The organism is Hyphobacterium sp. (assembly GCF_965217055.1).
Taxonomy (GTDB): Bacteria; Pseudomonadota; Alphaproteobacteria; order Caulobacterales; family Maricaulaceae; genus Hyphobacterium.
This window is the reverse complement of record NZ_OZ244227.1, coordinates 809243-830932: the sequence shown is the minus strand read 5'-3', so window position 1 is coordinate 830932 and position 21690 is coordinate 809243. Positions and strand designations below refer to the sequence as shown.

Genomic DNA, 21690 nt, shown 5'->3' with positions numbered 1-21690 from the left:
GGCCAGCACGCGAGTCAGAAGCTCCCTAGCACGGGCTTCGCAGGTGCGAAAAGCCCGTGCGCGGTCACGGCCTGTTACGCCATTCCCGCATTTTTCAGGATCTGGTAGGCGTGGATCACGCGGCCCAGCTGCTCCTCGCTGGAGCGGTCACCGCCATTCGCATCGGGGTGAAAGCGTTTCACCATCTCGGCATAGCGCTTCTTGACCACGCCCTTGCTCTCGCTGCCGTCAAGATTGAGGGTCTCCAGTGCGGCCGCCTGAAGCTTGCCGTAACGCTTGCGGTGCTGTTCCGGCGCGGGATCGCTTTCGGGCCGGTCGCCGAACAGGCCGAACGGGTCGGTAAATCCGTCGCGGAAATCCTTCGACGCCTTCTGGGCGTGACGTTTTTTGCCGGTGTTGGATCGGAAATTCCAGGTCGGGCGGTGACCATGATGTGCCGAGGCGTTGAACGCAGCGACTGCGTCTTCATCCATGTCCTCGAAGAAATTCCATGACTTGTTGTACTGCGCGGCATGGCTTTTACAGAACCAGTGCACATCGTTGAGATCGGCCGTGCCCTTCGGCGCCTTGCAGTCGCCGTGCGCGCGGCAACCGGGCCATTCGCAGACACGCTGTTCAGGCGCCGCCCGATCGGAGGGGGGCTTGATGCGGATGTCCTTGAACCGCGGCCGGTATGTAAAATCGCCGTCCATGCCACTAAGTATGGGGCTCAAGGCCTTAAGCGGCAACAAACGGGAGGTGCAATTGGCGGGCAAAGTTCACATGCGCATGGAGGAAAAGCTGCGCACGGCCTTCGCGCCGCGCGAACTCGCCATCACCGACGAGAGCGCTCTGCATGCCGGGCACGCCTCGGCACCTGAAGGCGGGGAGAGCCATTTCCATGTCGAGATCAGCGCGGAGGCGCTCGACGGCCTGTCGCGCCTCGAGCGTCAACGCGCGGTCAACAAGGTGCTCGCCGAAGAACTCGCCGGCCCGGTGCATGCGTTGAGGATGACGGTGCGTTGACCCTCTACATCGATGCCGATGCCTGCCCGGTGAAGGACGAGGCGATTCGCGTGGCCGAGCGCCATAGCACCGAGGTGAAACTGGTCTGCGATGGCGGACTGCGGCGGCCCCAGAGCCCGTGGGCGCAGCTCGTCATCGTGCCCGAAGGCGCAGACGCTGCCGATGACTGGATCGCCGAACACATCGGTCCGGGTGATATCTGTGTCACCGCCGATATCCCGCTCGCCGACCGCTGCTTGAAGGCGGGCGCCGCCGCGATCGACCATCGCGGCAAGCGCTTCGACGCCGATAATATTGGATCGGTGCTCGCTACCCGGAACTTGATGGCAGATTTGCGGTCGGCCGGCACGATGGAGGGCGGCGGCGGCCGGCCGTTTTCCGCGCGTGATCGGTCCGGCTTTCTCAACGGGTTGGAAATTCTGTTCCAGGTCGTGAAGCGCTAGGCATCTTCCGGCAGCGCGGCGACGCGCATCAGCGCGATCTGGTTGCGCCGCCGTTCGAGAATTTCGAATCGCACGCCATGAAAGCTGAACACCTGGCCGGTTTCCGGGATGGTCTGGCTTTCATGGATGACGAGCCCGGCCATCGTGACCGCTTCCTCGTCGGGCAGCGCCCAGTCGAGCGCGCGATTGACGTCGCGGATAGGCGTATGACCGTCGATCAGCCAGACCCCGTCATCCTCCATGCGCACACCTTCAACGACGATGTCATGCTCGTCCTCGATCTCGCCGACAATTTCTTCGAGAATGTCTTCCAGGGTCACAAGCCCCATCAACGCACCGTATTCATCGACGACCAGCGCAAAGTGCTCGCGCTTTTCGCGAAAGGCATTGAGCTGGTCCTGCAATTCCGTCGTCTCAGGCACGAACCAGGGCTCGCGCATGACCGTTTTGAGATCGATGGATCCTGCGTCGCCACCGGCATTCAGCAACGCCCGCGCCAGATCGCGCGCGTGCAGGATGCCGATGATGTTCTCCGAATCACCCTGGAAGAGCGGCAGGCGCGTGTGCGGGCTGTTGAGCGCGTTCGCGATAATTTCCGCAACTGACAGATCGGCATCGATCATGGTGATGTTCTTGCGGTGCACCATGACGTCGTCGACGGTCAGCTCGCGCAGATCGAGCACGCCGCCCAGCATGTCGCGATCGTCCTTGACCACACCGCCTTCCTGGTGATGCAGGTCGATATGCCCGCGCAATTCGTCATGGCTCGACAGAACCGGGCCCTCGACGCGCGCGCCGATCAATCGCAGCGCAAACCGGACAATGGCCTGCACCGCCGAAACAACCGGGGCGAAAACGCGCACGAATTGCAGAATCGGCCATGAAACCGTCAGCGCAAACCGGTCCGGATTGGACAGCGCATAGGTCTTCGGCAGCACTTCAGCGAAAATCAGCACCAGCGCCGTCATCACCAGCGTCGCATAGACAACGCCGTGCTCGCCGAACAGCCTGAGGAAAACCGCCGTCGCAATCGCCGACGCCAGAATGTTGACCAGATTGTTGCCCAGCAATATTCCGCCGATCAGTCTTTCCCGATCCTCGGTCAACAGGGTGACGCGATGAGCGGCGTGAACGCCATCCCTTTCCAGCTGCAGCATGCGTGCCCGGGAAACGGCCGTGAGTGAAGTTTCCGAGCCCGAGAAAAATGCGGACATCAGGAGCAGGAGCACAATTCCGCCAAGCGAAATCAGGATCCAAGTCTCGATCATTGTGCTTTGTCTTTCAGGAAGTTGATTAGATCGGCCTCATCGGCCGCATCGTCGATAAAGGCATCACCGATGCCGCGCGCAAGTACCAGGCGGATGGTTCCGCCAGCATTCTTCTTATCATGCCGCATGCGTTCGACCATAGCCTCGGCCGAATAGGGTGCGCCCTGCAGACGGGAGAGGTCGGTCTCAAGGCCGACAAGCGAAAAATATTCGTGCACCCGGTGGGCGTCGTTTTCTCGGCAGTGGCCGAGGCGAACGGAATAATCGAAGGCGAGGGCGCATCCGGCCGCGACGGCCTCGCCATGCAGCAAGGCTCCGCCGGATTCGCTTTCCAGAGCATGCCCGAAAGTGTGTCCCAGATTGAGCAGGGCACGCGTTCCGCTTTCCCGCTCGTCCGCCTCCACGACGCGGGCCTTGAATTCGATCGCAGACTTCAGGTGTGCTTGCAGGTGAAGCGCCGACAGGCTGTCGCGATTGGAATATTCGAGCCGGTCGAAAAAATCGGCATCGCCGATCAGCGCTGCCTTGATGATTTCCGCATAGCCGGCCAGCAATTGCCGCCGCGGCAGGGTTTCGAGGAAAGCGAAATCGGCGACCACCAGCCGCGGTTGGTGAAACGCACCGACCAGATTCTTGCCCTGCGGCATGTTGATGGCTGTCTTGCCGCCGACCGAGGAATCGGCCATCGCCAGCAGCGTCGTCGGCACCTGGATGAAGTCGATGCCGCGCTTGTAGATCGCCGCGGCAAAACCGCCGAGATCGCCCGTCACGCCGCCACCGATCGCCAGGATCGCATCGCGGCGTTCCAGCCCGCGATCAAGCAATTGGCTCAACACGATTTCCAGAAGGCCGAAGGATTTCGCGCTTTCACCTTCCGGTATCTCGATCGGATCGCCGGCAATATCGAGATCGGCGAGACCGTCGCGGATGAAGTCCCGGTGCAGCTGCAGCACCCTGGTGTCCACCATGACCGCATAGCGCCGATCGGGCGTCACGGCGGCCAATCGGCGTGCAATGGTCCAGGCGCCGTCGCCGATCAGCACTTCATAGCCGCGTTCGCCGAGATCGAGGGTGACAAGATCAGTCATCGACGGCCTGTTCGGAAAAACCGTACGATTTCAGCGCATCGAGAATCCGCGCAACAGCTGTTGAATGCGGACCCTGGTCACCATCCACCTGGATGGACGCCTCGGCATAGGCCGCTTCACGCTTGGCCATCAGCTCGGCCATGACAGCGCGTGGATTGTCGGTCTGCAGAAGCGGGCGTGTATCGCGGCGCGACACGCGCTCCATCAGCGTGTCGAGATCGGCTTTCAACCAGATCGAGATCGCTTTCTCACTAACCAGTTTGCGGGTCTCGTCATTGACGAAAGCGCCACCGCCAAGCGCGATGACGGATTGCGGTTGGTCCAGCAACCGGGCGATTACCCGGCGCTCTCCGTCGCGAAAGGCGGCCTCGCCGAAATCGGAGAAGATGTCGGCCACCGGCCGGTCCGCAGCCTTCTCGATTTCCTCGTCCGCATCGACGAATGGCAGGCCGAGCGCGTTCGCCAATCGCCGGCCGACCGTGGTTTTGCCTGCTCCCATCAGGCCGACGAGTACAATCGAGCGCCCGGAGGCCGCGCCAGAGGCAGAGTCTTCATTCATGGCGCTGATTATATGCCTCCGTCATGGTCTGGAAATTGCCGTATTCACCCTTAATGTGACGCCAAGCTTTGGAGCCTGCAATGCGTAACACTTTGATAGCCCTTGCGATCGGATTGGTCGTGCTGATCGGTGGATTTTTCATTCTTGCCGCGATCGGTGGTAATGTGGAGCCGGATCGCGAGGAGGTGCGTGTCGATGTTACCGACGAACTCACTCGCTAGCCTGCTTGCACTGGCCGCGTTGGCGACGGCCCACGCACAGGACATCGAGGTCCGTCAGCTCGGCAGTGTGGATCCGCTTGAAGTTGGAGTCGCAACCAACGGGTTGGGCGATTCGCTTTGGGCCGGCTCGACGGTACAGACCGCGCTGAACGCGCTTGAGAGTCTGCCTGGCAGCGGTAGTGAAGGTTATCGCTCACCGGCCCGCGCCAATTTGGTCGCACTCGCCCTGTTGTCCGGCGGCCGACCGCCGCAGGGCGGTCGCGGCAACATCTCGCTCGCGGGGTTGCGGGCGGATCGCCTGCTCGCGGCATCGGGTGCCGAAGCTGTCTACAGCCTGCTCGAACGGACGCCGGGACTGGATCGGGCGCCGGATCTCGCCCGCCTGCACGCTGAAACCGCTTTTGCGCTTGCGGCCGGCGAAGCCGGTTGCCGCACCGCCAATGGACTCATTGTCGGGCGTGACCAGCCCTACTGGTTGCGTGCACGCGCCTTCTGCCATGCGCTCAATGGCGAAGACGCCGCGGCCGAATTGTCGGCCGACCTGGCGCGCGCCGAAGAGCCGGATGCGAATTTTGACGGCCTCCTTTACGCGATCACGATCGGGAGTTGGACAACCGGTTCGGCCTCGGCCGATACAGGACTGGATTGGGCGTTGGCTGCGGTCTCTCCTTCCGAGGGCCGCCCGGCGATCAATCTGACAGATGCGCCCGGTTGGCTGGTGACGGTTGCAGAAGCTGCTTCGGCGGCACCGGCTCTCGAGGCTGACCCGGCGCTCGCACTGGAAGGCCTCGCGATGCAGGAAGGCATCGAGCGCGAGCAGCGCCTGGCGCAGCTGATCCGTCAGGATTTCGACCGCCAGGTTTCCGCGCAGGCCCTGGCTATCGCGCTTGACGAAGCCGTGCAGGACAATGATTTCATGCGTGTGGCGCGCGAGTTTGGCCACGAGGTGGACACACTTCCCGTCACTTTCGATACGCTCGTTGACGGCGGGCGATTTTCGCTGGCGGCTCTGGCGGTCGGTGACATTGCCGCCGCACAGCGCTGGCGGGATGCCCTCGAGAACGGTCCGCCTGCCCGGCGCTCCTTGCCGGCTTATGACCCTACGAAACCGGATGATCTGATCGGCGCGGTCGCCGAGCCGGACCGTCCCGAATGGGCACCGCCGTCGCCGGCCTTCATGGTCGGGCTCGATCTGGCGCTCCGGGTGGCTCAGAACCAGCTGCGCCGCGCCTCCACCGACGCGTTGATTCAGGCGCGCCTGGAAGCCGGAGACGGCGGACTGGGCGATATTGCTGCGCTGGCCGGCCTGGGGTTTGCCGCCCCGGCAGATTTCCGCCTCGCACTCTACCGGGCCGATCCGTCGACCGTGTCACCGGCGTTGTCTGCGATGGATGCCGCCGCCATGGCAGGCGCGCGTGCGGAAACCGCCTTGCTGGCAGCGCAAGTGCTGGCCGATGGGCCGGTAGCGGCCTCACCCGCGGAGCTCATGCGTATTACGGCGGCGCTTGATCGTGTTGGCTTGCGCGACATGGCGCTGGCACTCGTGCTCGAACGCCTGATCGTGGAGCTGGCGTGAGCGGCGAGCCGCTGATCGATCTGTTTCTCGACATGATGGCGGCCGAGCGCGGCGCCGCGAAGAATACGCTGGATGCCTATCGCCGCGATCTCGATGATGTCGCTATGCGGCTCTCGGTGCGCGATCGCACCTGGCTGACCGCGCAAACTCCCGATCTTGAAGCCTGCCTTGCCGAGATGGCCCGCGAGGGTCTGGCACCGGCTACCACGGCGCGCCGCCTGTCGGCGGTCCGCCGCCTGTTCCGTTTTCTTCTTGCTGAAGGGGAACGCGCGGACGACCCCGCACGGTCAATGGCCGGGCCCAAACGCGGCCGGCCGCTGCCAAAGATCATGTCGGAAGCCGAAGTTGATGCCCTGTTTGCCGCCGCCGAAGCGTTGGAGGGCAACCGCGGCATCCGGACCCGCGCGCTGCTTGAAATCCTTTACGCCGGCGGGTTGCGGGTTTCGGAACTGGTCGCACTGCCGCTCGACGCGGTCGCACGCGCCGGCGGAACGCTCCATGTCACCGGCAAGGGCGGGCGCGAACGTCTGGTACCGCTTACACCGCCCGCATTGGAGGCGATACGCGACTGGTTGCGCGTGCGAGAGGAATCCCTGCCGAAGGGTCGGCCGTCCCGCCTTGCGAAGGCAAAGGCATTCCTTTTTCCTTCGTCCAGCGCCGACAGCGGGCATCTCACACGGGAACAGTTTGCACGTATCCTGAAAGAACTGGCCCGCGCAGCGGCGCTCGATCCCGCAAAGGTCTCGCCGCATGTTTTGCGTCATGCCTTCGCGACCCATCTTCTTGCCAATGGTGCCGATCTGCGCAGCGTGCAGGCGCTTCTCGGTCATGCCGACATATCGACCACCCAGATCTATACCCACGTCCTCGAAGAACGCTTGAAAGCGCTCGTCGAAACCGCCCACCCGCTGGCAAAACGCTGAATTTCACGGCTATTCGCGGCTTGTTCCCTGCAGGTGGGGTGGCTAGGTTGCGCGGCGCTGCTGCAACCGGACGCATGAAAAGACAGGCTAGATGTCAGACCCGACCCGGACCTATCTCGATTTTGAACGCCCCGTTGCCGAACTCGATGCCAAGATCGAGGAACTGGAAACGCTGGCAGCCTCCAATTCGGCGGACGTCCCTGACGTGGCCGACGAGATCGCCAAGCTCCGGCAGAAGTCGGCCGATCAGCTCGCCAGCCTTTATGAAAAACTCGATCCCTGGCGCAAGACCCAGGTGGCGCGCCATCCGGAACGCCCGCATTTCAGGGACTATCGACGCCTGCTGATCGAGGATTTCGAAGAGCTGTGCGGAGACCGCCGCTTTTCCGAGGACCCGGCCATTGTCGGTGGAATCGGCCGTTTCAACGGTCGCTCGGTCGTCGTCATGGGACACGAGAAGGGCCGCGACACCCAATCCCGCCTCAAGCACAATTTCGGCATGGCGCGGCCCGAAGGCTACCGCAAGGCGATCCGCCTGATGGACATGGCAGAGAAGTTCAAGATGCCGGTCCTCACCTTCGTCGATACGGCGGGAGCCTATCCGGGTGTTGGCGCAGAAGAGCGCGGCCAGGCCGAAGCGATAGCCCGGTCAACCGAACGCTGCCTGACGCTGGGCGTGCCGCTGATCTCCGTGATCGCGGGCGAGGGCGGGTCCGGCGGTGCGGTTGCGCTGGCCAGTGGCAACGCCGTGATCATGTTGCAGCACTCGGTCTATTCGGTGATCTCGCCGGAAGGCTGCGCATCAATCCTGTGGAAGGATGCGGCTCGCGCCAGAGATGCCGCTATCGCGATGAAAATCACCGCGCAGGATCTGAAAGAGCTGAAAATCATCGACCACATCATCAAGGAGCCGGTCGGTGGCGCCCATCGTGCGCCGGAAGACACGATCCGCAAGATAGGCGAAAAGGTCGAGTCGGTGCTGTCAGGTCTCGAGGGCCTCAAGCCCGGCGATCTGCGCAAGCGCCGCCGCGAGCGTTTCCTTGCCATCGGTCGGCTCGAGGCGGGCGAAGCCTAGAGCGGATACTCGAGCCAGGGCAACTTGCGCCCTTCGAACACGTCTGACGGCCGGTCTTCGATGAACACAGCGCCCATCTTTTCATAGAAACCCCGGGCGTCAGGATCCGACAGGATTGTCATGACGCTGTCGCCGGCCTCACGCAGTCGGTGGGCGGCTTCCTGGAACAAAACCCGTCCGGCGCCGGTGCCGATCGCCTCGGGTTCGATGAACAGCAGGTCGAGACTGCCATGCAGTGTCTCGCCGGGCGCGATTTGGGCCACCCCGAGAATACGGTCGAGATGGTCGAGAGCCACAAAGCTGCAGCCGGCCGTCGCGCGGTCAGGTGTTACCCGCAAATAGGGCGCGCAAGCCTTCACGAAGGCGGCGTCATAGCCCCAATGCGCCTTCGACCTGAGGCAAAGCGCAGACAGCGCGTCGCACTCCGCCGCCCCCGCATCGCGGATGCGAAGCGGATCAGGTCGCGACGGTGGGGCCGCCGATGGCGCCATGGCAATGCTTGTATTTCTTGCCCGACCCGCAGGGGCACATCGCGTTGCGCTGTACCTTGCCCCAGGTCGCCGGGTCGGACGGATTGCCCGCCATGGAGGTCCGCCGCTGGGTCGGAGCGGTTCGAGCGGCAACCGGCCCCTCGGACGGGTCGGCCATCTCGTTGCGGCCGGTGCGCGGATCGATGTGCGACGGTTTCATGTCCGGCAGCGGCGCCGGTTTCGGCGGCGCGGCCTGGACGCGGACCTTCATCATCACCTTGGTGACGTCTTCGCGCAGCGATGAAAGGAGGTGTTCGAACAGCGAGAAGGCTTCGGTCTTGTATTCGTTCAGCGGGTCACGCTGGCCGTAACCGCGCAGTCCGATCATCGAGCGCAGCGAATCAAGGCGTTGCAGGTGTTCGCGCCAGCCGCGGTCGATGGTTTCCAGCAGGATCTGCTTTTCGACCCGGCGCATCAGGTCGGCGCCGGTTTCCGCAGACTTCGCCGCATAGGCCTTGTCTGCTGCGTCCTTCAGCCGGTCGCAGATTTCCTCGTCCGCAATGCCCTCTTCTGCAGCCCAGTCCTGGACAGGCAGATCGAGATTGAAAATTTCCTTGATCGCCTCGTCGAGCCCTTCGATATCCCACTGATCGGGCAGGGCGCGCGGTGGAATGAATTTGGCAACCGTGTCTTCGGCCGCTTCGTGCCGCATGTCCTGGATGACGTCGGATACGTCCTCGTCGGTCATAAATTCGATACGCTGCTCGAAGATCGCCTTGCGCTGATCGTTCATCACATCATCGTATTTGAGGATGTTCTTGCGGATCTCGAAATTGCGCTGCTCGACTTTCTTCTGCGACGTTTCCAGCGCCTTCGACATCCACGGGTGCTGGATGGCTTCGCCGTCCTTCAGCCCGCCAATGCGCATGATGGCATCGAGACGATCGGCGGCAAAAATCCGCAGCAAATCATCTTCGACCGAAATGTAGAACTTGGTCCGCCCGGGATCACCCTGGCGACCGGAACGCCCGCGCAACTGGTTGTCGATACGGCGGCTTTCATGCCGTTCGGTCGCCAGCACATAAAGACCGCCGGCTTCCAGCGCCTTGGCCTTCAATTCCTTGACCTCGGCCTCGATTTCGCTGCGCTTGGCCCCGATCGCCGCCTCGTCCGGCTCCTGGCCTTTTTCGCGCTGGGCATCGATCCAGTCGGCCAGCCGGAAGTCGACATTGCCGCCCAGCTGGATGTCGGTCCCGCGGCCAGCCATGTTGGTTGCGATCGTGACTGCACCCGGCACGCCGGCCTGCGCGACGATCCGCGCTTCCTGCTCGTGATAGCGGGCGTTCAGTACCTGGTGCTTGATCTTCTTTTTCTTGAGAAACGCCGAAAGGTCTTCGGACTTCTCGATCGAGACCGTGCCGACCAGCACCGGCTGTCCCTTGTCAACGGCCTGCTTGATGTCCGCGACGATAGCTTCGTGCTTCTCGGCAGCTGTGCGGTAGACTTCATCTTCCTCGTCGACACGCATGATCGGCTTGTTGGTCGGAATTTCCGACAATCCCAAACCATAGATCGAAAAGAACTCGTCGGCTTCGGTCGCCGCCGTGCCGGTCATGCCGCCGAGTTTGTCATACAGGCGGAAATAATTCTGGAAGGTGATGGACGCCAGCGTCTGGTTTTCCGGCTGGATCTCGGCGCGTTCCTTGGCTTCGATCGCCTGATGCAGCCCGTCCGACAGCCGGCGACCCGGCATCATCCGGCCGGTAAACTCATCGATCAGGACGACCTTGCGGTCCTTGACGATGTAGTCCTTGTCCTTCTGGTAGATCTTGTGCGCGCGCAGGGCCTGGTTGAGGTGGTGAACAACCATGACATTCTCGGCGTCGTAGAGGTCGCCCTCCTCGAGCAGTTCGCGCTCGCGCAACAACGCCTCGATCTTCTCGTTGCCATCCTCGGTGATCAGGATCGTGCGCGACTTTTCGTCGATCTCGTAATCGTCCTCGTCCAGCAGCGGGATGAGGCTGTCCATCGTCTTGTAGAAATCGGTCTTGTCTTCGGTCCGTCCCGAGATGATCAGCGGGGTGCGAGCCTCGTCGATCAGGATCGAGTCGACCTCGTCGACGATCGCGTAATGGTGCCCGCGCTGGACCATGTCCTTGAGCGAGTACTTCATGTTGTCGCGCAGATAGTCGAAGCCGAGTTCGTTATTCGTGCCGTAAGTGACGTCGCAGGCATAGGCAGCGCGGCGTTCCTCATCGCTCATGCCATGCAGGATGACGCCGGTCGTCAGGCCGAGCTTGGAATAGACCTGGCCCATCCATTCCGCATCCCGCTGCGCGAGATAGTCGTTCACGGTCACGACGTGCACGCCCTTGCCGGTCAGCGCATTGAGATAGACTGGCGCGGTAGCGACAAGCGTCTTGCCCTCGCCGGTCTTCATCTCGGCGATATCGCCTTCATGCAGGACCATGCCGCCAACCAGCTGGACATCATAATGGCGCTGGCCAAGCGAGCGTTTCGCGGCTTCCCGCACGGCAGCAAAGGCTTCGGGCAGGAGAGCGTCGAGTTTCTCGCCATTCTCGAGTCTCTGCTTCAATTCGCCTGTTTTCGCGGCCAGCTGATCGTCCGTCAGGGCTTCGAATTCCGGTTCCAGCGCGTTGATCGCGTCGACTTTCGGCTGGAGTTTCTTGAGCCGGCGATCATTGGGCGAGCCGAAAATCTTGCGAGCGAAGGAAAGCATCAAAATAACCTGTGCATCCGGGCGGGACGGGGCGTTTCGAGAGTGGGAAAACTTGACGTCACCCTGCAAGCGGCCCCATTTGAAAACCGGACTTGACTTAAGGACGCGCGGAAAAGGTGTCAATGAAACGCGGCTGCGACACACACAAGCCTGCCGGCCCGGCCATGGCGCTGGCGATGACGCTGATTCTGGCGGCCTGTGGCCGGCCCGAAACCGTGGAGGAAACGAGCGTCGAGTTGCCGCCGCCCGATAACGCCGTCGCGATTGTCGATCAGACCGTTATCTATAATGCCGGCGTCCAGCGAGAGGCGCTCGCGCAAGGCGTCATCGAAGAGGGCGGACAGCTTGATCCGGCCGATCCCGAATACGAACGCATTGTTGACGAGCTGATCGATCAGCGCCTGCTGGCAATCGAAGCGCGCCGCCGCGGCTTGCAGAATTCACCCGAAGCCCGGCGGCGGATTGCTGCTGCCGAGGAACGCATCCTCGGAAACATCCTTCTCGAGACGGAAATCGCCGCGCAGGTAACGGAGGAAGCCGCGCAGCGCTTGTACAGCGAGCAGACCGAGCTCGCGGCCCCCGGCGAACAGATACGTGCGCGCCACATCCTCGTCGACAGCGAGGAGGCCGCCAATGCGATCATCGCACTTCACGCCAATGGTCGTGATTTTGCCGAGTTGGCGGTGCAATACTCCAGCGATCTCGCCACCCGGGTGCAGGGAGGGGATCTCGGCTATTTTACGCGCGACGGTGTATTGCCGGAGATTGCCGCAGCGGCTTTCGCGACGCCGGAAGGCCAGCTCGCCGGTCCGGTCGAGACCGAAGCCGGTTGGCATGTTCTGCTGATTGTCGACAGGCGCGCCCCGTCCGGACCGTCATTCGAGGAATTACGGCCCTCCCTCGTCCGGTTCCTCACCTTCGAAACGATTTCCCAGCTGGTTGATCAATTGCGCGAGGCCGCCCGGATCGAAATCGTCGACGGGCAGTCGGACGATCCCGACGCAGACGAAATCGATCTCGAAGCATTGAATGCACAGGCCGGGTCGAATCCGCCTGACCACGGAAATTAACCCTGTTTTCTCACCCGATATTAAGGACAGTTTGTCAGCATGAATGACGGTCGCCCGGTCCTGTTGGTAGCAGCCTGTGCACTGTGCGACGCCGACGGGCGTGTGCTCATAGCACGCCGTCCGGAGGGCAAGGAGATGGCGGGCCTCTGGGAATTTCCCGGCGGCAAGGTTGAAACTAATGAAACGCCCGAACAGGCCATCGTTCGGGAATTGCGCGAGGAATTGGGAATCGAGCCATGCGAAACCTGTCTGCAGCCCTTCGCCTTTGCCTCTCATCCCTATGCGCGATTCCACCTCGTCATGCCGCTCTTCATCTGTCGCCGATGGGACGGTTTCGTTGCGCCGCAGGAAGACCAGGAAATCGCTTGGGTCCGCAAGGACCGGCTGGGCAGTTACGAGTTGGCGCCCGCAGACCGTCCGCTGGCCGCGGAATTGCGCGATCGCTTGTAGCACGTTTCGCTTCCGATCGTGCTGGCGCGTCCTCTATCGAGTATTCCCTCATTATCGCAGTGATCGCCTTCCTCACGGTCGCCGCCCTGGCCCTGATCGGGCCGCAAGTGGTGCAAATGCTGACTGACGCCGGGTCGGCTTTCTAGCCGCCGGCTTTTTCACCCGCTGACCGTTCCTTGACGCCGAGTGCATCGGCGAGCCGCGCTGTGGCCGAACCCGGCCGCTTGGGACGCGGCTGGTCGGGATGCGGCGCCCAGCCACCGGCATGGACGATCTCGAAGCTGGCGCGGATTTTTCCATCCGCGTCAGCGAAGCGCTCGGCATAGATCTGCGCCATCCGGACAAAGACGTGCCGCGTCACCGGCCGGCGCGGCCGGTCGGCGAGTACGCTCGTCTCGCCCATCTTCCGCAGATCGTGCATCAGCACGAATGCATTTCCGTAACGCACCGTCACCCGGTCGACATCGGTGACCGGCATGGCAAAGCCAGCACGTTGAAGCAGACCGGCCATGTCCATCGTGTCTGCAAATGGCGAGACCCGCGCCGCGGCGCCGTCCAACAATTCGGCTTCGGCCGCCATCAGAGACTGCCGCAATTCCTTCAGGCTCGCACCGCCAAACAGCGCGGCGGCGAAGAAGCCGTCGCTCTTCAGCGCGCGGTTGATCTGTATCAGCGCGCCGGGCAGGTCGTTGGCCCAGTGCAGTGCCAGCGGTGACAGGATGAGGTCGAACACCTCGTCGGCGAAGGGCAGTCGCTCCTCGTCTACACAGACCGTTGGCGCAAGGCGTTCGGCGAGATCGGTCTCGACGAGTTGGCCGATCTTCCGCGCCGCTTCGGGCCGCTGTGCCAGCATCCGTCCGACCAGCCCGCCGCCGCCCAGAACCAGGGCGCGCGGAAATTCCCGGTTGATGCTCTCGACACGATCGAGCAAATCATCGATCGCCCGTTGCAACAGGAAGTCGTGTTCTGGCAAAGTGCTCGCGACACGGTTGCGGCGCTGGCGCAGCAATGCGCGATCGAATAGGGCAGGCGGAGATGAATTCATGGCTTCGATATGGCGCGGCGAGGACGCTGAGAAAAGCCGGGACTGCTGTCGGCAACCTGATCTGGCCGCCAACATCACCGCTCACTGGCAGCCCAGTAGCGGCCAAGGGCCAGCTTGAAGCCGAATGCTGGACCGGTGTCCATTTCCTCGATTGGCCGTGGTGCGATACTTGCGGTTTGCCCTTTGCCTTTCCTGTTGGCGCCGGTGCCGAATGTGGCGCCTGCTGCGCACGATCTCCGGTGGTCCACAAATCTCGGGCAGCATTGGCATATGCCGATCAGTCGCGCCGGCTGGTGCTCGATTTCAAGCATGGCGGCAGGCTCGATGCGCTCGACCAGATGGCGCGCTGGATGGTACGTGCAGGCGGCGACGTGCTCGCCGGGACCCAGGCACTGATCCCAGTTCCGCTGCATCCTGTCCGACTGCTGGCCCGGCGATATAACCAGTCGCTTCTGCTTGCACGGGCGATCGCCAAGAGGACCGGCCTTCCGGTCGAGACCGGATGGCTGATCCGCCGTCGCCGCACACCCAGCCAGGCGGGTCAGACTGGCCGCGGGCGCCGCCGCAATGTGGCCGGAGCCTTCGCAGTTACCGCAGCAGGCCGGGACAATTTGCCGGGCAAGACGGTGACCTTGGTCGACGATGTGATGACCACCGGCGCGACTTTCGAGGCCTGTGCGAATCCGCTCCTTCGTACCGGCGCGCTGATGGTGAACTCTTTGGCCCTCGCGCGCGTTGTGAAACCGGTTGATCCCACTACATAGGGAAGCGAACAGGACTGGAGATTCGATCATGGCCAAGGTCACGATCTACACACGCGCCATGTGCGGCTACTGCACCCGCGCCGTGAATTTGTTGAAGAAGAAGGGCGTCGATTTCGAGGAAATCGATGCCGGTTTTGATGCCGCCAAGCGGCAGGAAATGGTGCAGCGCTCGAACGGCGGGCGCACTTTCCCACAGGTGTTCATTGGCGATGAACACATCGGCGGAAGTGACGAATTGATGCGGCTTGAACGCAAGGGCCAACTTGACGCGCTGCTTCAGACCTGACCATGCGTGTGGGCCTCGTCCAGATGCGGTCCGGTGTCGAGATCGACGCCAATATCGCCGACGCCGATCGCCTGATCCGGCAGGCAGCGGAGAAGGGGGCGGCCTTCGTTGCCACGCCGGAGACCACACATCTGGTCGAGAAAAATGCGGACCGGCTCTTCGAAAAACTTCGTGCACCGGAGGACGAAAGCGCGATCCCTCATTTTGCCGCGCTCGCCAAGGAGCTTGGCATCACGCTTCTGATCGGGTCGCTGGCGCTGAAAACGGGTGCGCGCCGTGCAGTCAATCGATCGCACCTGTTCGGGCCGGAAGGCGAGCTGATTGCCACTTATGACAAGATCCACATGTTCGATGTCGGTCTTGGTGCAGGCGAAACCTATTCGGAGTCGACGAATTACGACGCTGGTGCAACGGCTGCACTTGCCGATATTCCGGGCGCAAGGCTCGGCCTCACCATCTGCTATGACGTGCGCTTTCCCTATCTGTACCGTGCCCTGGCCCAGGCGGGCGCCGAAATCCTCACGGTTCCGGCGGCTTTCACCCGGCCGACCGGAAAGGCGCACTGGGAAATCCTGTTGCGCGCGCGCGCCATCGAAACAGGCTGTTATGTACTGGCACCGGCACAGGGCGGTCAGCATGAAGACGGGCGCAAGACCTGGGGGCATTCCCTCATTGTCGGCCCTTGGGGGGAAGTCGTGGCCGCGCTCGATCATGACGAGCCGGGGATCTTGCTCGGCGATCTCGACGTCGCAAAGGTGGCAAACGCACGCATCCGTATCCCGGCGCTCCTCCATGATCGGGATTATACTGGTCCGGCCTGACGCCTTCACTTGGCGTTCAACCCAATCGAGCCCATATAAAGCCCATGATCAGATACGCCCTCATCTGTGACAGCGCACACGAGTTCGAGGCCTGGTTTCGCAATTCCGGGGATTTCGATGCCCAGTCGGAGGGCGGCCTCGTCGAGTGTCCGCAATGCAGCTCGCCGAACGTGCGCAAGGGCGTGATGGCACCTGCCGTATCGACCTCGAAAACTGAAAAGGCGCCTGATCCGCAAAAGGCGATGATGGAAATCGCTGGCAAGGTCCGCAGCCATATCGCGAAGAATTTTGCCTATGTCGGCGACAAGTTCGCGACGGAAGCGCGGGCCATGCATGAAGGCGACAAGCCCGAACGCGCCATCTATGGCGAGACAACACCGGCGGAATCGAAAGCCCTGGCCGATGAGGGCGTGCCTTGCGCGCCACTGCCGGCGCCTTTCGTGCCGCCGCAGGCGAAGAAGCTGAACTAGCACGCAATTGACCTGGCGGGGTGTGTGGCGTTCATTCGCACCATGACAACACCATTGGCGCGTTTTGGTCTGTTTTTCCTGCTCTCCATCTTGTTATTGGCTTTGGTGCCGCTGATTGATCTCGCGGCCGGCGGAGGGTTGATGGACTTTGCGGGCCAGGCCCGGCGCGCCTCTGAGGTGACCGGCGTCGCTTGGACATCCAACCTTGTGAATATTGTCAGGTTGGCGTGGGTCGAGCCGGGATTGTGGTTGTTGATCCTGGGCAGTGCCGTCCCGACAATTGCCGGCCTGCTTGTATTGATGCTCGCGCCTTCTCGGGACCGGCGCTGTTTCGTCGCACGCTTCAACCCGCTGGGAGTAAACCCGGTTCCGGTGTCGCGTGCGCTTTTAACCTACGCGCTGGTTTTCGGAGTGATGGTATCCGGGCTGATCGCGGTGTCCGTTTTGAGAAATACTTTGACGCCGGGCGCGTACCCCGCGGGACCGGCGCTGCTCAACCTTTCGATATTGCCGGTTCTGGCATCTGCAGCGTTTCTGGATCAGGGTGCCCTGCTGGAAGAGGCTGGCTGGCGCGGCGTCGGCCAGCCTCTGCTTCTGAATATCGGGCTGTCGCCGCTTGCCGCGGCAATCGGCATCGGTTTGGTCTGGGGGCTATGGCATGTTCCGCGCGACATATTTGCCGACCTTCCCGCCAGCCTGGGGGTCGTCACCTATCTCACCCGGTATTTGCCCGCATTCCTTCTGGGACCGTCACCACATCCATCATTGCCATGTATTTCATGAATCGCGCCGGCGGATCACTCTTGCCGGCCATCATGGTGCACGGACTCGGAAACGACGCGATGGGGTTTTCCGGACGCGCCACGATTGAAACGGCCCTCACACCCGGTCACCAGATCACCAAGGCGCTACCATTCTTGATGGTCGCGCTGATCCTGATTCTGTTATCCGGTTCGCGATTGGGGCGGTCGCAAGCGCTTTAGGCTGCTTTCACCGCGACCATCAGATAGTTGACGCTGGCATCGGGCGTGATCTCGAAGGAGTCCTGCAACGGATTGTAGCTCACCCCGTCGGCCTCGCGCACGGTCAGGCCTTCCGCCGACAATGCAGCGCGGACTTCGGACGGTTTCACAAGCTTTTCAAAACGATGCGTGCCTCTGGGGAGCCAGCCCATTACCCATTCAGCACCGAAAATCGCGAACACGAACGCCTTCGACGTTCGATTGATCGAGCCTACCACCATGATGCCGCCCGGTTTCAGCAGTTTTGCGCAATCCTTCAGGAACTGGCCCGGCTCGGCGACATGCTCGACAACTTCCAGATTGAGCACCACGTCGAACTGCTCTTCGCCATCCTCGAGCAATTGCTCTGCCGTGCCATGGCGATAGTCGATTTCCAATCCCTGCTCCTCGGCGTGGACCGTCGCGGTCTTGATGTTGGCTTCGGCGGCATCGACCGCGGTTACGTCGGCGCCGAGCCGCGCCATCGGCTCGGCAATCAGCCCGCCTCCGCATCCGATATCGAGTAATTTCAATCCCTTGAGAGGTTGATCGCCGCGCTCGCGATCAAAATGCGCGATCACCGCATCGCGGATGTAACGCAGCCGCGACGGGTTGAATTTGTGCAAGGGCTTGAACTTCGACTCGGGATCCCACCATTCTGCCGCAATACGCGAAAACTTCTCGATTTCCTCCGGATCTATGGAGGGCCGGGAAAGGGTTTCGGGCGCTTCTGCCTGGGCCATGAAAATGCTCTTTTCCGCTTTGCCGTTGATGGCAGCCTTATTATGGCCTCGTGAAGTAGCACTTTCGAGCCTGGCGTGAAGCGGTTATACGCCGCACCACAGTATGCGAGGGTTAGGCTTGGCCAGCAAAGTCCTGAAATTCGGCGGAACCTCCGTCGGCTCGCTGGAGCGTATCCGCGCCAGTGCAGCCATTGCCGCCGCCGAATGCAGGCGCGGCGAGGCAGTGGCCGTCGTGGTATCGGCAATGGCGGGCGAAACCGACCGCCTGCTCGGCCTCGCAAACGGGCTTGGCTTCGGTCTGGGCGACGAGGAAACAGACGTCGTCGTCAGCTCTGGCGAGCAGGTCAGTGCGGCACTGATGGCCATGGCGCTTCGCCGCGAAGGACTCGAGGCGCGCTCCTTCCTCGGCTGGCAGGCGCGAATCCGTACAGACGGACCGCCGGGTGCCGCTTTGATAAGCGGGCTCGACGCGACCCCGATCCGCAAGGCGATGGAACAGGGATGTGTTCCCGTCATGGCCGGTTTTCAGGGGGCATCACCAGACGATCGGTTGCGCACGCTGGGCCGCGGCGGCACCGACTTGTCGGCGGTGGCGCTGGCGGCGGCGCTCGACGCACAGTGCGACATCTACACCGACGTTGACGGCGTCTTCACCACCGATCCGCGGATCGAGCCGAATGCGCGGCGGATACAAAAAATCAGCTATGATGAGATGCTGGAACTCGCCGCGCAGGGGGCAAAAGTGCTACAAACGCGGTCAGCGGAATTTGCAAAGGCGCGCAACGTGTCGTTGCGTGTTTTGTCCAGCTTCGCAGAACCCGGACAGTCGGAAGGCACCATGATCATGCAGGCTGAAGACATTGCCGAGCGTCGGATCGTATCGGGTATCGCCTATGCGCGCGATCAGGCGCGCATTGCCCTGCGCGGCCTGTCACAGACACCCGAGGCCGCCGCCGGCGTGTTTTCCGGCCTTGCCGACGCCGATATCGGCATCGACATGATCGTCCAGTCGCCTGCCAGTGAACCGGGCCGCGCGAATCTCGAATTCACGGTCGATCGGCGCGATCTGCGTGATGCGCTCACCCGCATCGGTGAAAGCGACGCCCGCGACGTGCTGAGCGAGACCGGGCTCGCCAAGGTGTCGATCGTCGGGCTCGGCTTAAACCGCCGCGCCGATGTCGCGCGCATTCTTTATCGCGCCCTGGCCGAACAGAAGATCGCCGTGCGTACCGTTGCGACTTCCGAGATCAAGATCAGCGTGCTGATCGAGAATGATGCTGTCGAGCACGCCGTACGCGCACTTCACGCCGCTTACGGTCTGGATGCCGCGGCATGATGGACGATGTTCTCAATACGCCCGAAGCCAAGGATCTGGCACCGGGGCCGCGGCGGCTCTTGTCGCGGCTGCGCAGCCTCATGGCGGCGCAGGACAATGCCCAGAAGCGGCTGGACAATCTGACCAGCATGATTGCGGAGGAGACCGGGGCCGACGTCTCCTCCATTTATCTGGCCCGGCGTTCCGGCGCACTCGAACTCTGCGCGACGCACGGGCTGAATCAGGAAGCGGTCCACAATACCCGCCTGCAGCACGGTGAAGGTCTGGTCGGGCAGGTCGCGCTGACCGCCAAGCCGCTGGCTGCGGCCGACGCGCAATCACATCCGGCCTTTTCCTATCGCCCGGAGACGGGCGAGGAACCGTTCAAGTCCTTCGTGGGCGTGCCGATCCTGCGCGGCGGCCGTCTTGTAGGCGTCCTGACCAGCCAGACCAGTGAAGCGCGCACGCTGGCCGATGGCGAGATCGAGACACTGCAGACCGTTGCCATGATCCTCGCAGAGATCATTGCCTCGGGACAGATTATAGCGCCGGAGGAACTCGCCGGGCTGGATGTCCGCCCTTCAAAATCGGAACGGTTCCAGGGCGGCGCGTTTTCACCCGGCCTTTCGATCGGTGTTGCGGTGGTACACGAGCCGCATGTTTCGCCGGTCCGCCTCATTGCCGACGATCCCGAGGACGAGGAAGCGCGGCTTGATATCGCGATCAACGAATTACGCCTCGCTATCGATGACATGCTGGATGCGGGCCGCCTGCCCTTCGGGGGACCGACACGCGATGTGCTTGAGGCCTATCGCATGTTCGCACACGACCGGGGTTGGCTGCGCCAGCTCCGTGACGCGGTCAAGCAGGGACTGACCGCAGAAGCGGCCGTCGAGCGCGTTCGTAACGAGCACCGCGCTCGCCTGATGCAGGCCAAGGACATGAATTTCCGCGAGCGCCTGCACGATCTCGAAGATCTTGCGAACCGGCTTCTGCGTCATCTCGATGAAAACTCGCAGGATGCCGGCGCGCCGCTCCCCGACAACGCCATCCTGATCGCCCGTTCGATCGGTCCGGCCGAACTGCTGGACTATGATCGCAACAAGCTGAAGGGATTGGCGCTCGAGGAAGGCTCGGCGACCAGCCATGCCGTTATCGTGGCCAAGGCGCTGGGCATTCCGCTGGTCGGCCAGGTCGAAGGCGCACTCGACCGCGTCGAGACCGGCGATCCGGTGATTCTCGATGGCGAGTTCGGCCTGCTGATCATGCGGCCGAGCGAAGACGTGGTCGAAGCCTATGCCGACCGGGCTGCAGCCATGTCCCGGCGGGCCGCGGCGTTCGCCAAGCTGAAAGATGCCCCGTCGGTCACCGCAGACGGCAAACCGTTCGAGCTGTATCTGAATGCCGGTCTGCTGATCGAGCTCAAGCGCCTCGAGGAAACCGGTGCGGCAGGTATCGGCCTGTTCCGAACGGAATTCCAGTTCATGGTTGCCGATACGTTGCCGACCGTCAGCGAGCAAGCCGTGCTCTATTCGGCCGTGATGGATGCTTGTGGTGCGCGCCCGGCGGTATTCCGCACACTCGATCTCGGCGGCGACAAGGTGACGGCGTCGGCCCCCGCCATGCGGGAGCCCAACCCGGCTCTTGGCTGGCGCGCCATCCGCATGGGGCTCGACCGGCCGGGCCTCCTGCGGCTGCAATTGCGCGCCCTGATCCAGGCCGCGGCCGGGCGCAAGCTCGACGTCCTGTTCCCGATGATCGCTGCACCGTGGGAATTCTTTGCCGCCCGCGACATGTTGGAAGCAGAGATCGCGCGCGCGGAAAAATACGGGCATCCGATGCCGAAAAAATGGCGCGCGGGCTTGATGCTGGAAACGCCCGGCATGGCCTTTGCCATCGACGAAGCCTTGCCCCGGGCCGATTTCGTGGCGGTCGGTGCCAATGATCTCATGCAGTATTTCTTCGCGGCCGACCGCCTGAATGCGCGTGTCTCCGACCGGTATGATGTCCTGTCTCCGCCGGCGCTGCGCCTGTTTCGGACTATCCAGCAGGCTTGCGCGCACCACGACGTGCCGGTGTCCGTCTGCGGCGAAACAGCCAGCAAACCGCTGGAAGCGGCAGTGCTTCTGGCACTCGGATATACCAAGCTTTCCATGGCCGCTGGCAGTGTGGCGCCGGTACGGACCCTGCTGAACGGACTCGATGTCGGGCGGCTTGGCGCGTGGCTTGCATCGCGGCTAGACCATTCGGGCCGCTCACTTCGGCCCGAATTGCTGGAGGCTGGGGTTGATGCGGGATTACCGCCAGAAGCTGTTGATAACTCGCGTATCATCTGAAATTATCAATGGATGCGCTCC

24 protein-coding genes and 1 pseudogene are annotated in these 21690 nt (G+C 62.6%); 17 read left to right on the top strand and 8 right to left on the bottom strand.

The window, feature by feature from the left end; genetic code table 11:
• Positions 1-74 precede the first annotated feature (74 nt).
• Positions 75-692: a J domain-containing protein gene (locus ACOOFN_RS04180; protein WP_420433982.1), complete on the bottom strand. Its 618-nt coding sequence runs from the start codon at positions 690-692 to the stop codon at positions 75-77.
• Positions 693-744: 52 nt separating this feature from the next.
• Here ACOOFN_RS04180 and ACOOFN_RS04175 point away from each other — a divergent pair, with 52 nt between their 5' ends.
• Both ACOOFN_RS04175 and ACOOFN_RS04170 read left to right on the top strand, forming a co-directional pair.
• Positions 745-1005: a BolA family protein gene (locus ACOOFN_RS04175; RefSeq protein WP_420433980.1), complete on the top strand. Its 261-nt coding sequence runs from the start codon at positions 745-747 to the stop codon at positions 1003-1005.
• Positions 1002-1448: a YaiI/YqxD family protein gene (locus ACOOFN_RS04170; RefSeq protein WP_420433978.1), complete on the top strand. Its 447-nt coding sequence runs from the start codon at positions 1002-1004 to the stop codon at positions 1446-1448. Before ACOOFN_RS04175 ends, ACOOFN_RS04170 begins: the two co-directional genes overlap by 4 nt.
• Here ACOOFN_RS04170 and ACOOFN_RS04165 read toward each other — a convergent pair.
• Genes ACOOFN_RS04165 through ACOOFN_RS04155 form a run of 3 tightly spaced genes read right to left on the bottom strand, consistent with a single transcriptional unit; the run spans position 1445 to position 4363 of the window.
• Complete coding sequence (locus ACOOFN_RS04165) at positions 1445-2716, bottom strand: HlyC/CorC family transporter (protein ID WP_420433976.1); 1272 nt, start codon at positions 2714-2716, stop codon at positions 1445-1447. The two genes, ACOOFN_RS04170 and ACOOFN_RS04165, sit on opposite strands and share 4 nt — an antisense overlap.
• The gene (aroB, locus tag ACOOFN_RS04160) at positions 2713-3804 is read right to left on the bottom strand and encodes a 3-dehydroquinate synthase (RefSeq protein ID WP_420433974.1); all 1092 of its coding nucleotides are present in this window, start codon (positions 3802-3804) and stop codon (positions 2713-2715) included. The genes ACOOFN_RS04165 and aroB overlap by 4 nt, the downstream gene beginning before the upstream one ends.
• Positions 3797-4363: a shikimate kinase gene (locus ACOOFN_RS04155; protein WP_420433972.1), complete on the bottom strand. Its 567-nt coding sequence runs from the start codon at positions 4361-4363 to the stop codon at positions 3797-3799. Before ACOOFN_RS04155 ends, aroB begins: the two co-directional genes overlap by 8 nt.
• Positions 4364-4443: 80 nt before the next feature.
• Here ACOOFN_RS04155 and ACOOFN_RS04150 point away from each other — a divergent pair, with 80 nt between their 5' ends.
• The 4 genes from ACOOFN_RS04150 to ACOOFN_RS04135 all read left to right on the top strand — a co-directional run bounded on the left by ACOOFN_RS04150 (position 4444) and on the right by ACOOFN_RS04135 (position 8158).
• On the top strand, positions 4444-4584 hold the full coding sequence (locus ACOOFN_RS04150) for a hypothetical protein (RefSeq protein ID WP_420433970.1): 141 nt from the start codon (positions 4444-4446) through the stop codon (positions 4582-4584).
• Positions 4559-6160: a hypothetical protein gene (locus ACOOFN_RS04145; RefSeq protein ID WP_420433968.1), complete on the top strand. Its 1602-nt coding sequence runs from the start codon at positions 4559-4561 to the stop codon at positions 6158-6160. The genes ACOOFN_RS04150 and ACOOFN_RS04145 overlap by 26 nt, the downstream gene beginning before the upstream one ends.
• A gap of 32 nt (positions 6161-6192) precedes the next feature.
• Positions 6193-7083, top strand: coding sequence for a site-specific tyrosine recombinase XerD (locus ACOOFN_RS04140; RefSeq protein WP_420435003.1), 891 nt, complete (start codon positions 6193-6195; stop codon positions 7081-7083).
• Positions 7084-7174: 91 nt separating this feature from the next.
• Complete coding sequence (locus tag ACOOFN_RS04135) at positions 7175-8158, top strand: acetyl-CoA carboxylase carboxyltransferase subunit alpha (RefSeq protein ID WP_420433966.1); 984 nt, start codon at positions 7175-7177, stop codon at positions 8156-8158.
• Here the strand turns inward: ACOOFN_RS04135 and ACOOFN_RS04130 are convergent.
• On the bottom strand, positions 8155-8649 hold the full coding sequence (locus ACOOFN_RS04130; protein ID WP_420433964.1) for a GNAT family N-acetyltransferase: 495 nt from the start codon (positions 8647-8649) through the stop codon (positions 8155-8157). The two genes, ACOOFN_RS04135 and ACOOFN_RS04130, sit on opposite strands and share 4 nt — an antisense overlap.
• On the bottom strand, positions 8615-11368 hold the full coding sequence (gene secA, locus ACOOFN_RS04125) for a preprotein translocase subunit SecA (RefSeq protein ID WP_420433962.1): 2754 nt from the start codon (positions 11366-11368) through the stop codon (positions 8615-8617). The genes ACOOFN_RS04130 and secA overlap by 35 nt, the downstream gene beginning before the upstream one ends.
• Before the next feature lie 122 nt (positions 11369-11490).
• Between secA and ACOOFN_RS04120 the strand changes: the two genes are divergently transcribed.
• Together ACOOFN_RS04120 and mutT are read left to right on the top strand one after the other, a co-directional pair.
• The gene (locus ACOOFN_RS04120; protein WP_420433960.1) at positions 11491-12438 is read left to right on the top strand and encodes a peptidylprolyl isomerase; all 948 of its coding nucleotides are present in this window, start codon (positions 11491-11493) and stop codon (positions 12436-12438) included.
• Between the two features lie 39 nt (positions 12439-12477).
• Positions 12478-12888, top strand: coding sequence for an 8-oxo-dGTP diphosphatase MutT (mutT, locus tag ACOOFN_RS04115; protein WP_420433958.1), 411 nt, complete (start codon positions 12478-12480; stop codon positions 12886-12888).
• Between the two features lie 142 nt (positions 12889-13030).
• Here mutT and ACOOFN_RS04110 read toward each other — a convergent pair whose 3' ends face one another.
• The gene (locus tag ACOOFN_RS04110) at positions 13031-13933 is read right to left on the bottom strand and encodes a methyltransferase domain-containing protein (RefSeq protein ID WP_420433956.1); all 903 of its coding nucleotides are present in this window, start codon (positions 13931-13933) and stop codon (positions 13031-13033) included.
• Between ACOOFN_RS04110 and ACOOFN_RS04105 the strand changes: the two are divergent.
• The 7 genes and pseudogenes from ACOOFN_RS04105 to ACOOFN_RS04075 form a co-directional block, all read left to right on the top strand.
• Positions 13897-14145: pseudogene (locus ACOOFN_RS04105) on the top strand (double zinc ribbon domain-containing protein); the annotation flags it as partial. The gene ACOOFN_RS04110 and the pseudogene ACOOFN_RS04105 overlap by 37 nt on opposite strands.
• Positions 14146-14172: 27 nt before the next feature.
• Positions 14173-14697, top strand: coding sequence for a ComF family protein (locus ACOOFN_RS04100; RefSeq protein WP_420435091.1), 525 nt, complete (start codon positions 14173-14175; stop codon positions 14695-14697).
• Positions 14698-14725: 28 nt separating this feature from the next.
• Entirely contained in the window at positions 14726-14983 is a 258-nt protein-coding gene (grxC, locus tag ACOOFN_RS04095) for a glutaredoxin 3 (RefSeq protein WP_420433954.1), read from the top strand.
• Between the two features lie 2 nt (positions 14984-14985).
• The gene (locus ACOOFN_RS04090; protein ID WP_420433952.1) at positions 14986-15804 is read left to right on the top strand and encodes a carbon-nitrogen hydrolase family protein; all 819 of its coding nucleotides are present in this window, start codon (positions 14986-14988) and stop codon (positions 15802-15804) included.
• Positions 15805-15848: 44 nt separating this feature from the next.
• On the top strand, positions 15849-16274 hold the full coding sequence (locus ACOOFN_RS04085) for a DUF1178 family protein (RefSeq protein WP_420433950.1): 426 nt from the start codon (positions 15849-15851) through the stop codon (positions 16272-16274).
• A 42-nt stretch (positions 16275-16316) separates the two neighbouring features.
• A complete protein-coding gene (locus ACOOFN_RS04080; protein ID WP_420433948.1) occupies positions 16317-17057 on the top strand; it encodes a type II CAAX prenyl endopeptidase Rce1 family protein in 741 nt (246 codons plus the stop codon).
• Positions 17045-17257 carry a hypothetical protein gene (locus ACOOFN_RS04075; protein WP_420433946.1) on the top strand — a complete coding sequence of 71 codons (213 nt, stop codon included), beginning with the start codon at positions 17045-17047 and terminating at the stop codon, positions 17255-17257. Before ACOOFN_RS04080 ends, ACOOFN_RS04075 begins: the two co-directional genes overlap by 13 nt.
• Here ACOOFN_RS04075 and ubiG read toward each other — a convergent pair.
• Entirely contained in the window at positions 17254-18018 is a 765-nt protein-coding gene (ubiG, locus tag ACOOFN_RS04070; RefSeq protein ID WP_420433944.1) for a bifunctional 2-polyprenyl-6-hydroxyphenol methylase/3-demethylubiquinol 3-O-methyltransferase UbiG, read from the bottom strand. The two genes, ACOOFN_RS04075 and ubiG, sit on opposite strands and share 4 nt — an antisense overlap.
• A gap of 118 nt (positions 18019-18136) precedes the next feature.
• Here ubiG and ACOOFN_RS04065 point away from each other — a divergent pair, with 118 nt between their 5' ends.
• A complete protein-coding gene (locus tag ACOOFN_RS04065; protein WP_420433942.1) occupies positions 18137-19354 on the top strand; it encodes an aspartate kinase in 1218 nt (405 codons plus the stop codon).
• Positions 19351-21669, top strand: coding sequence for a phosphoenolpyruvate--protein phosphotransferase (ptsP, locus tag ACOOFN_RS04060; RefSeq protein WP_420433940.1), 2319 nt, complete (start codon positions 19351-19353; stop codon positions 21667-21669). Before ACOOFN_RS04065 ends, ptsP begins: the two co-directional genes overlap by 4 nt.
• The last annotated feature ends 21 nt before the right edge of the window (positions 21670-21690 follow it).

What these genes read in the sequence shown, in the direction of transcription:
- ptsP (WP_420433940.1), top strand. Translation starts at nt 19,351, where the DNA reads ATGATGGACGATGTTCTCAATACGCCCGAAGCCAAGGATCTGGCACCG.
- ACOOFN_RS04150 (WP_420433970.1), top strand. Translation starts at nt 4,444, where the DNA reads ATGCGTAACACTTTGATAGCCCTTGCGATCGGATTGGTCGTGCTGATC.
- secA (WP_420433962.1), bottom strand. Translation starts at nt 11,368, where the DNA reads ATGCTTTCCTTCGCTCGCAAGATTTTCGGCTCGCCCAATGATCGCCGG.
- ACOOFN_RS04110 (WP_420433956.1), bottom strand. Translation starts at nt 13,933, where the DNA reads ATGAATTCATCTCCGCCTGCCCTATTCGATCGCGCATTGCTGCGCCAG.
- ACOOFN_RS04130 (WP_420433964.1), bottom strand. Translation starts at nt 8,649, where the DNA reads ATGGCGCCATCGGCGGCCCCACCGTCGCGACCTGATCCGCTTCGCATC.
- ACOOFN_RS04180 (WP_420433982.1), bottom strand. Translation starts at nt 692, where the DNA reads ATGGACGGCGATTTTACATACCGGCCGCGGTTCAAGGACATCCGCATC.
- ubiG (WP_420433944.1), bottom strand. Translation starts at nt 18,018, where the DNA reads ATGGCCCAGGCAGAAGCGCCCGAAACCCTTTCCCGGCCCTCCATAGAT.
- ACOOFN_RS04120 (WP_420433960.1), top strand. Translation starts at nt 11,491, where the DNA reads ATGAAACGCGGCTGCGACACACACAAGCCTGCCGGCCCGGCCATGGCG.
- ACOOFN_RS04080 (WP_420433948.1), top strand. Translation starts at nt 16,317, where the DNA reads ATGACAACACCATTGGCGCGTTTTGGTCTGTTTTTCCTGCTCTCCATC.
- ACOOFN_RS04155 (WP_420433972.1), bottom strand. Translation starts at nt 4,363, where the DNA reads ATGAATGAAGACTCTGCCTCTGGCGCGGCCTCCGGGCGCTCGATTGTA.
- mutT (WP_420433958.1), top strand. Translation starts at nt 12,478, where the DNA reads ATGAATGACGGTCGCCCGGTCCTGTTGGTAGCAGCCTGTGCACTGTGC.
- ACOOFN_RS04085 (WP_420433950.1), top strand. Translation starts at nt 15,849, where the DNA reads ATGATCAGATACGCCCTCATCTGTGACAGCGCACACGAGTTCGAGGCC.
- grxC (WP_420433954.1), top strand. Translation starts at nt 14,726, where the DNA reads ATGGCCAAGGTCACGATCTACACACGCGCCATGTGCGGCTACTGCACC.
- ACOOFN_RS04135 (WP_420433966.1), top strand. Translation starts at nt 7,175, where the DNA reads ATGTCAGACCCGACCCGGACCTATCTCGATTTTGAACGCCCCGTTGCC.
- ACOOFN_RS04145 (WP_420433968.1), top strand. Translation starts at nt 4,559, where the DNA reads ATGTTACCGACGAACTCACTCGCTAGCCTGCTTGCACTGGCCGCGTTG.
- aroB (WP_420433974.1), bottom strand. Translation starts at nt 3,804, where the DNA reads ATGACTGATCTTGTCACCCTCGATCTCGGCGAACGCGGCTATGAAGTG.
- ACOOFN_RS04075 (WP_420433946.1), top strand. Translation starts at nt 17,045, where the DNA reads ATGTATTTCATGAATCGCGCCGGCGGATCACTCTTGCCGGCCATCATG.
- ACOOFN_RS04090 (WP_420433952.1), top strand. Translation starts at nt 14,986, where the DNA reads ATGCGTGTGGGCCTCGTCCAGATGCGGTCCGGTGTCGAGATCGACGCC.
- ACOOFN_RS04165 (WP_420433976.1), bottom strand. Translation starts at nt 2,716, where the DNA reads ATGATCGAGACTTGGATCCTGATTTCGCTTGGCGGAATTGTGCTCCTG.
- ACOOFN_RS04140 (WP_420435003.1), top strand. Translation starts at nt 6,193, where the DNA reads ATGATGGCGGCCGAGCGCGGCGCCGCGAAGAATACGCTGGATGCCTAT.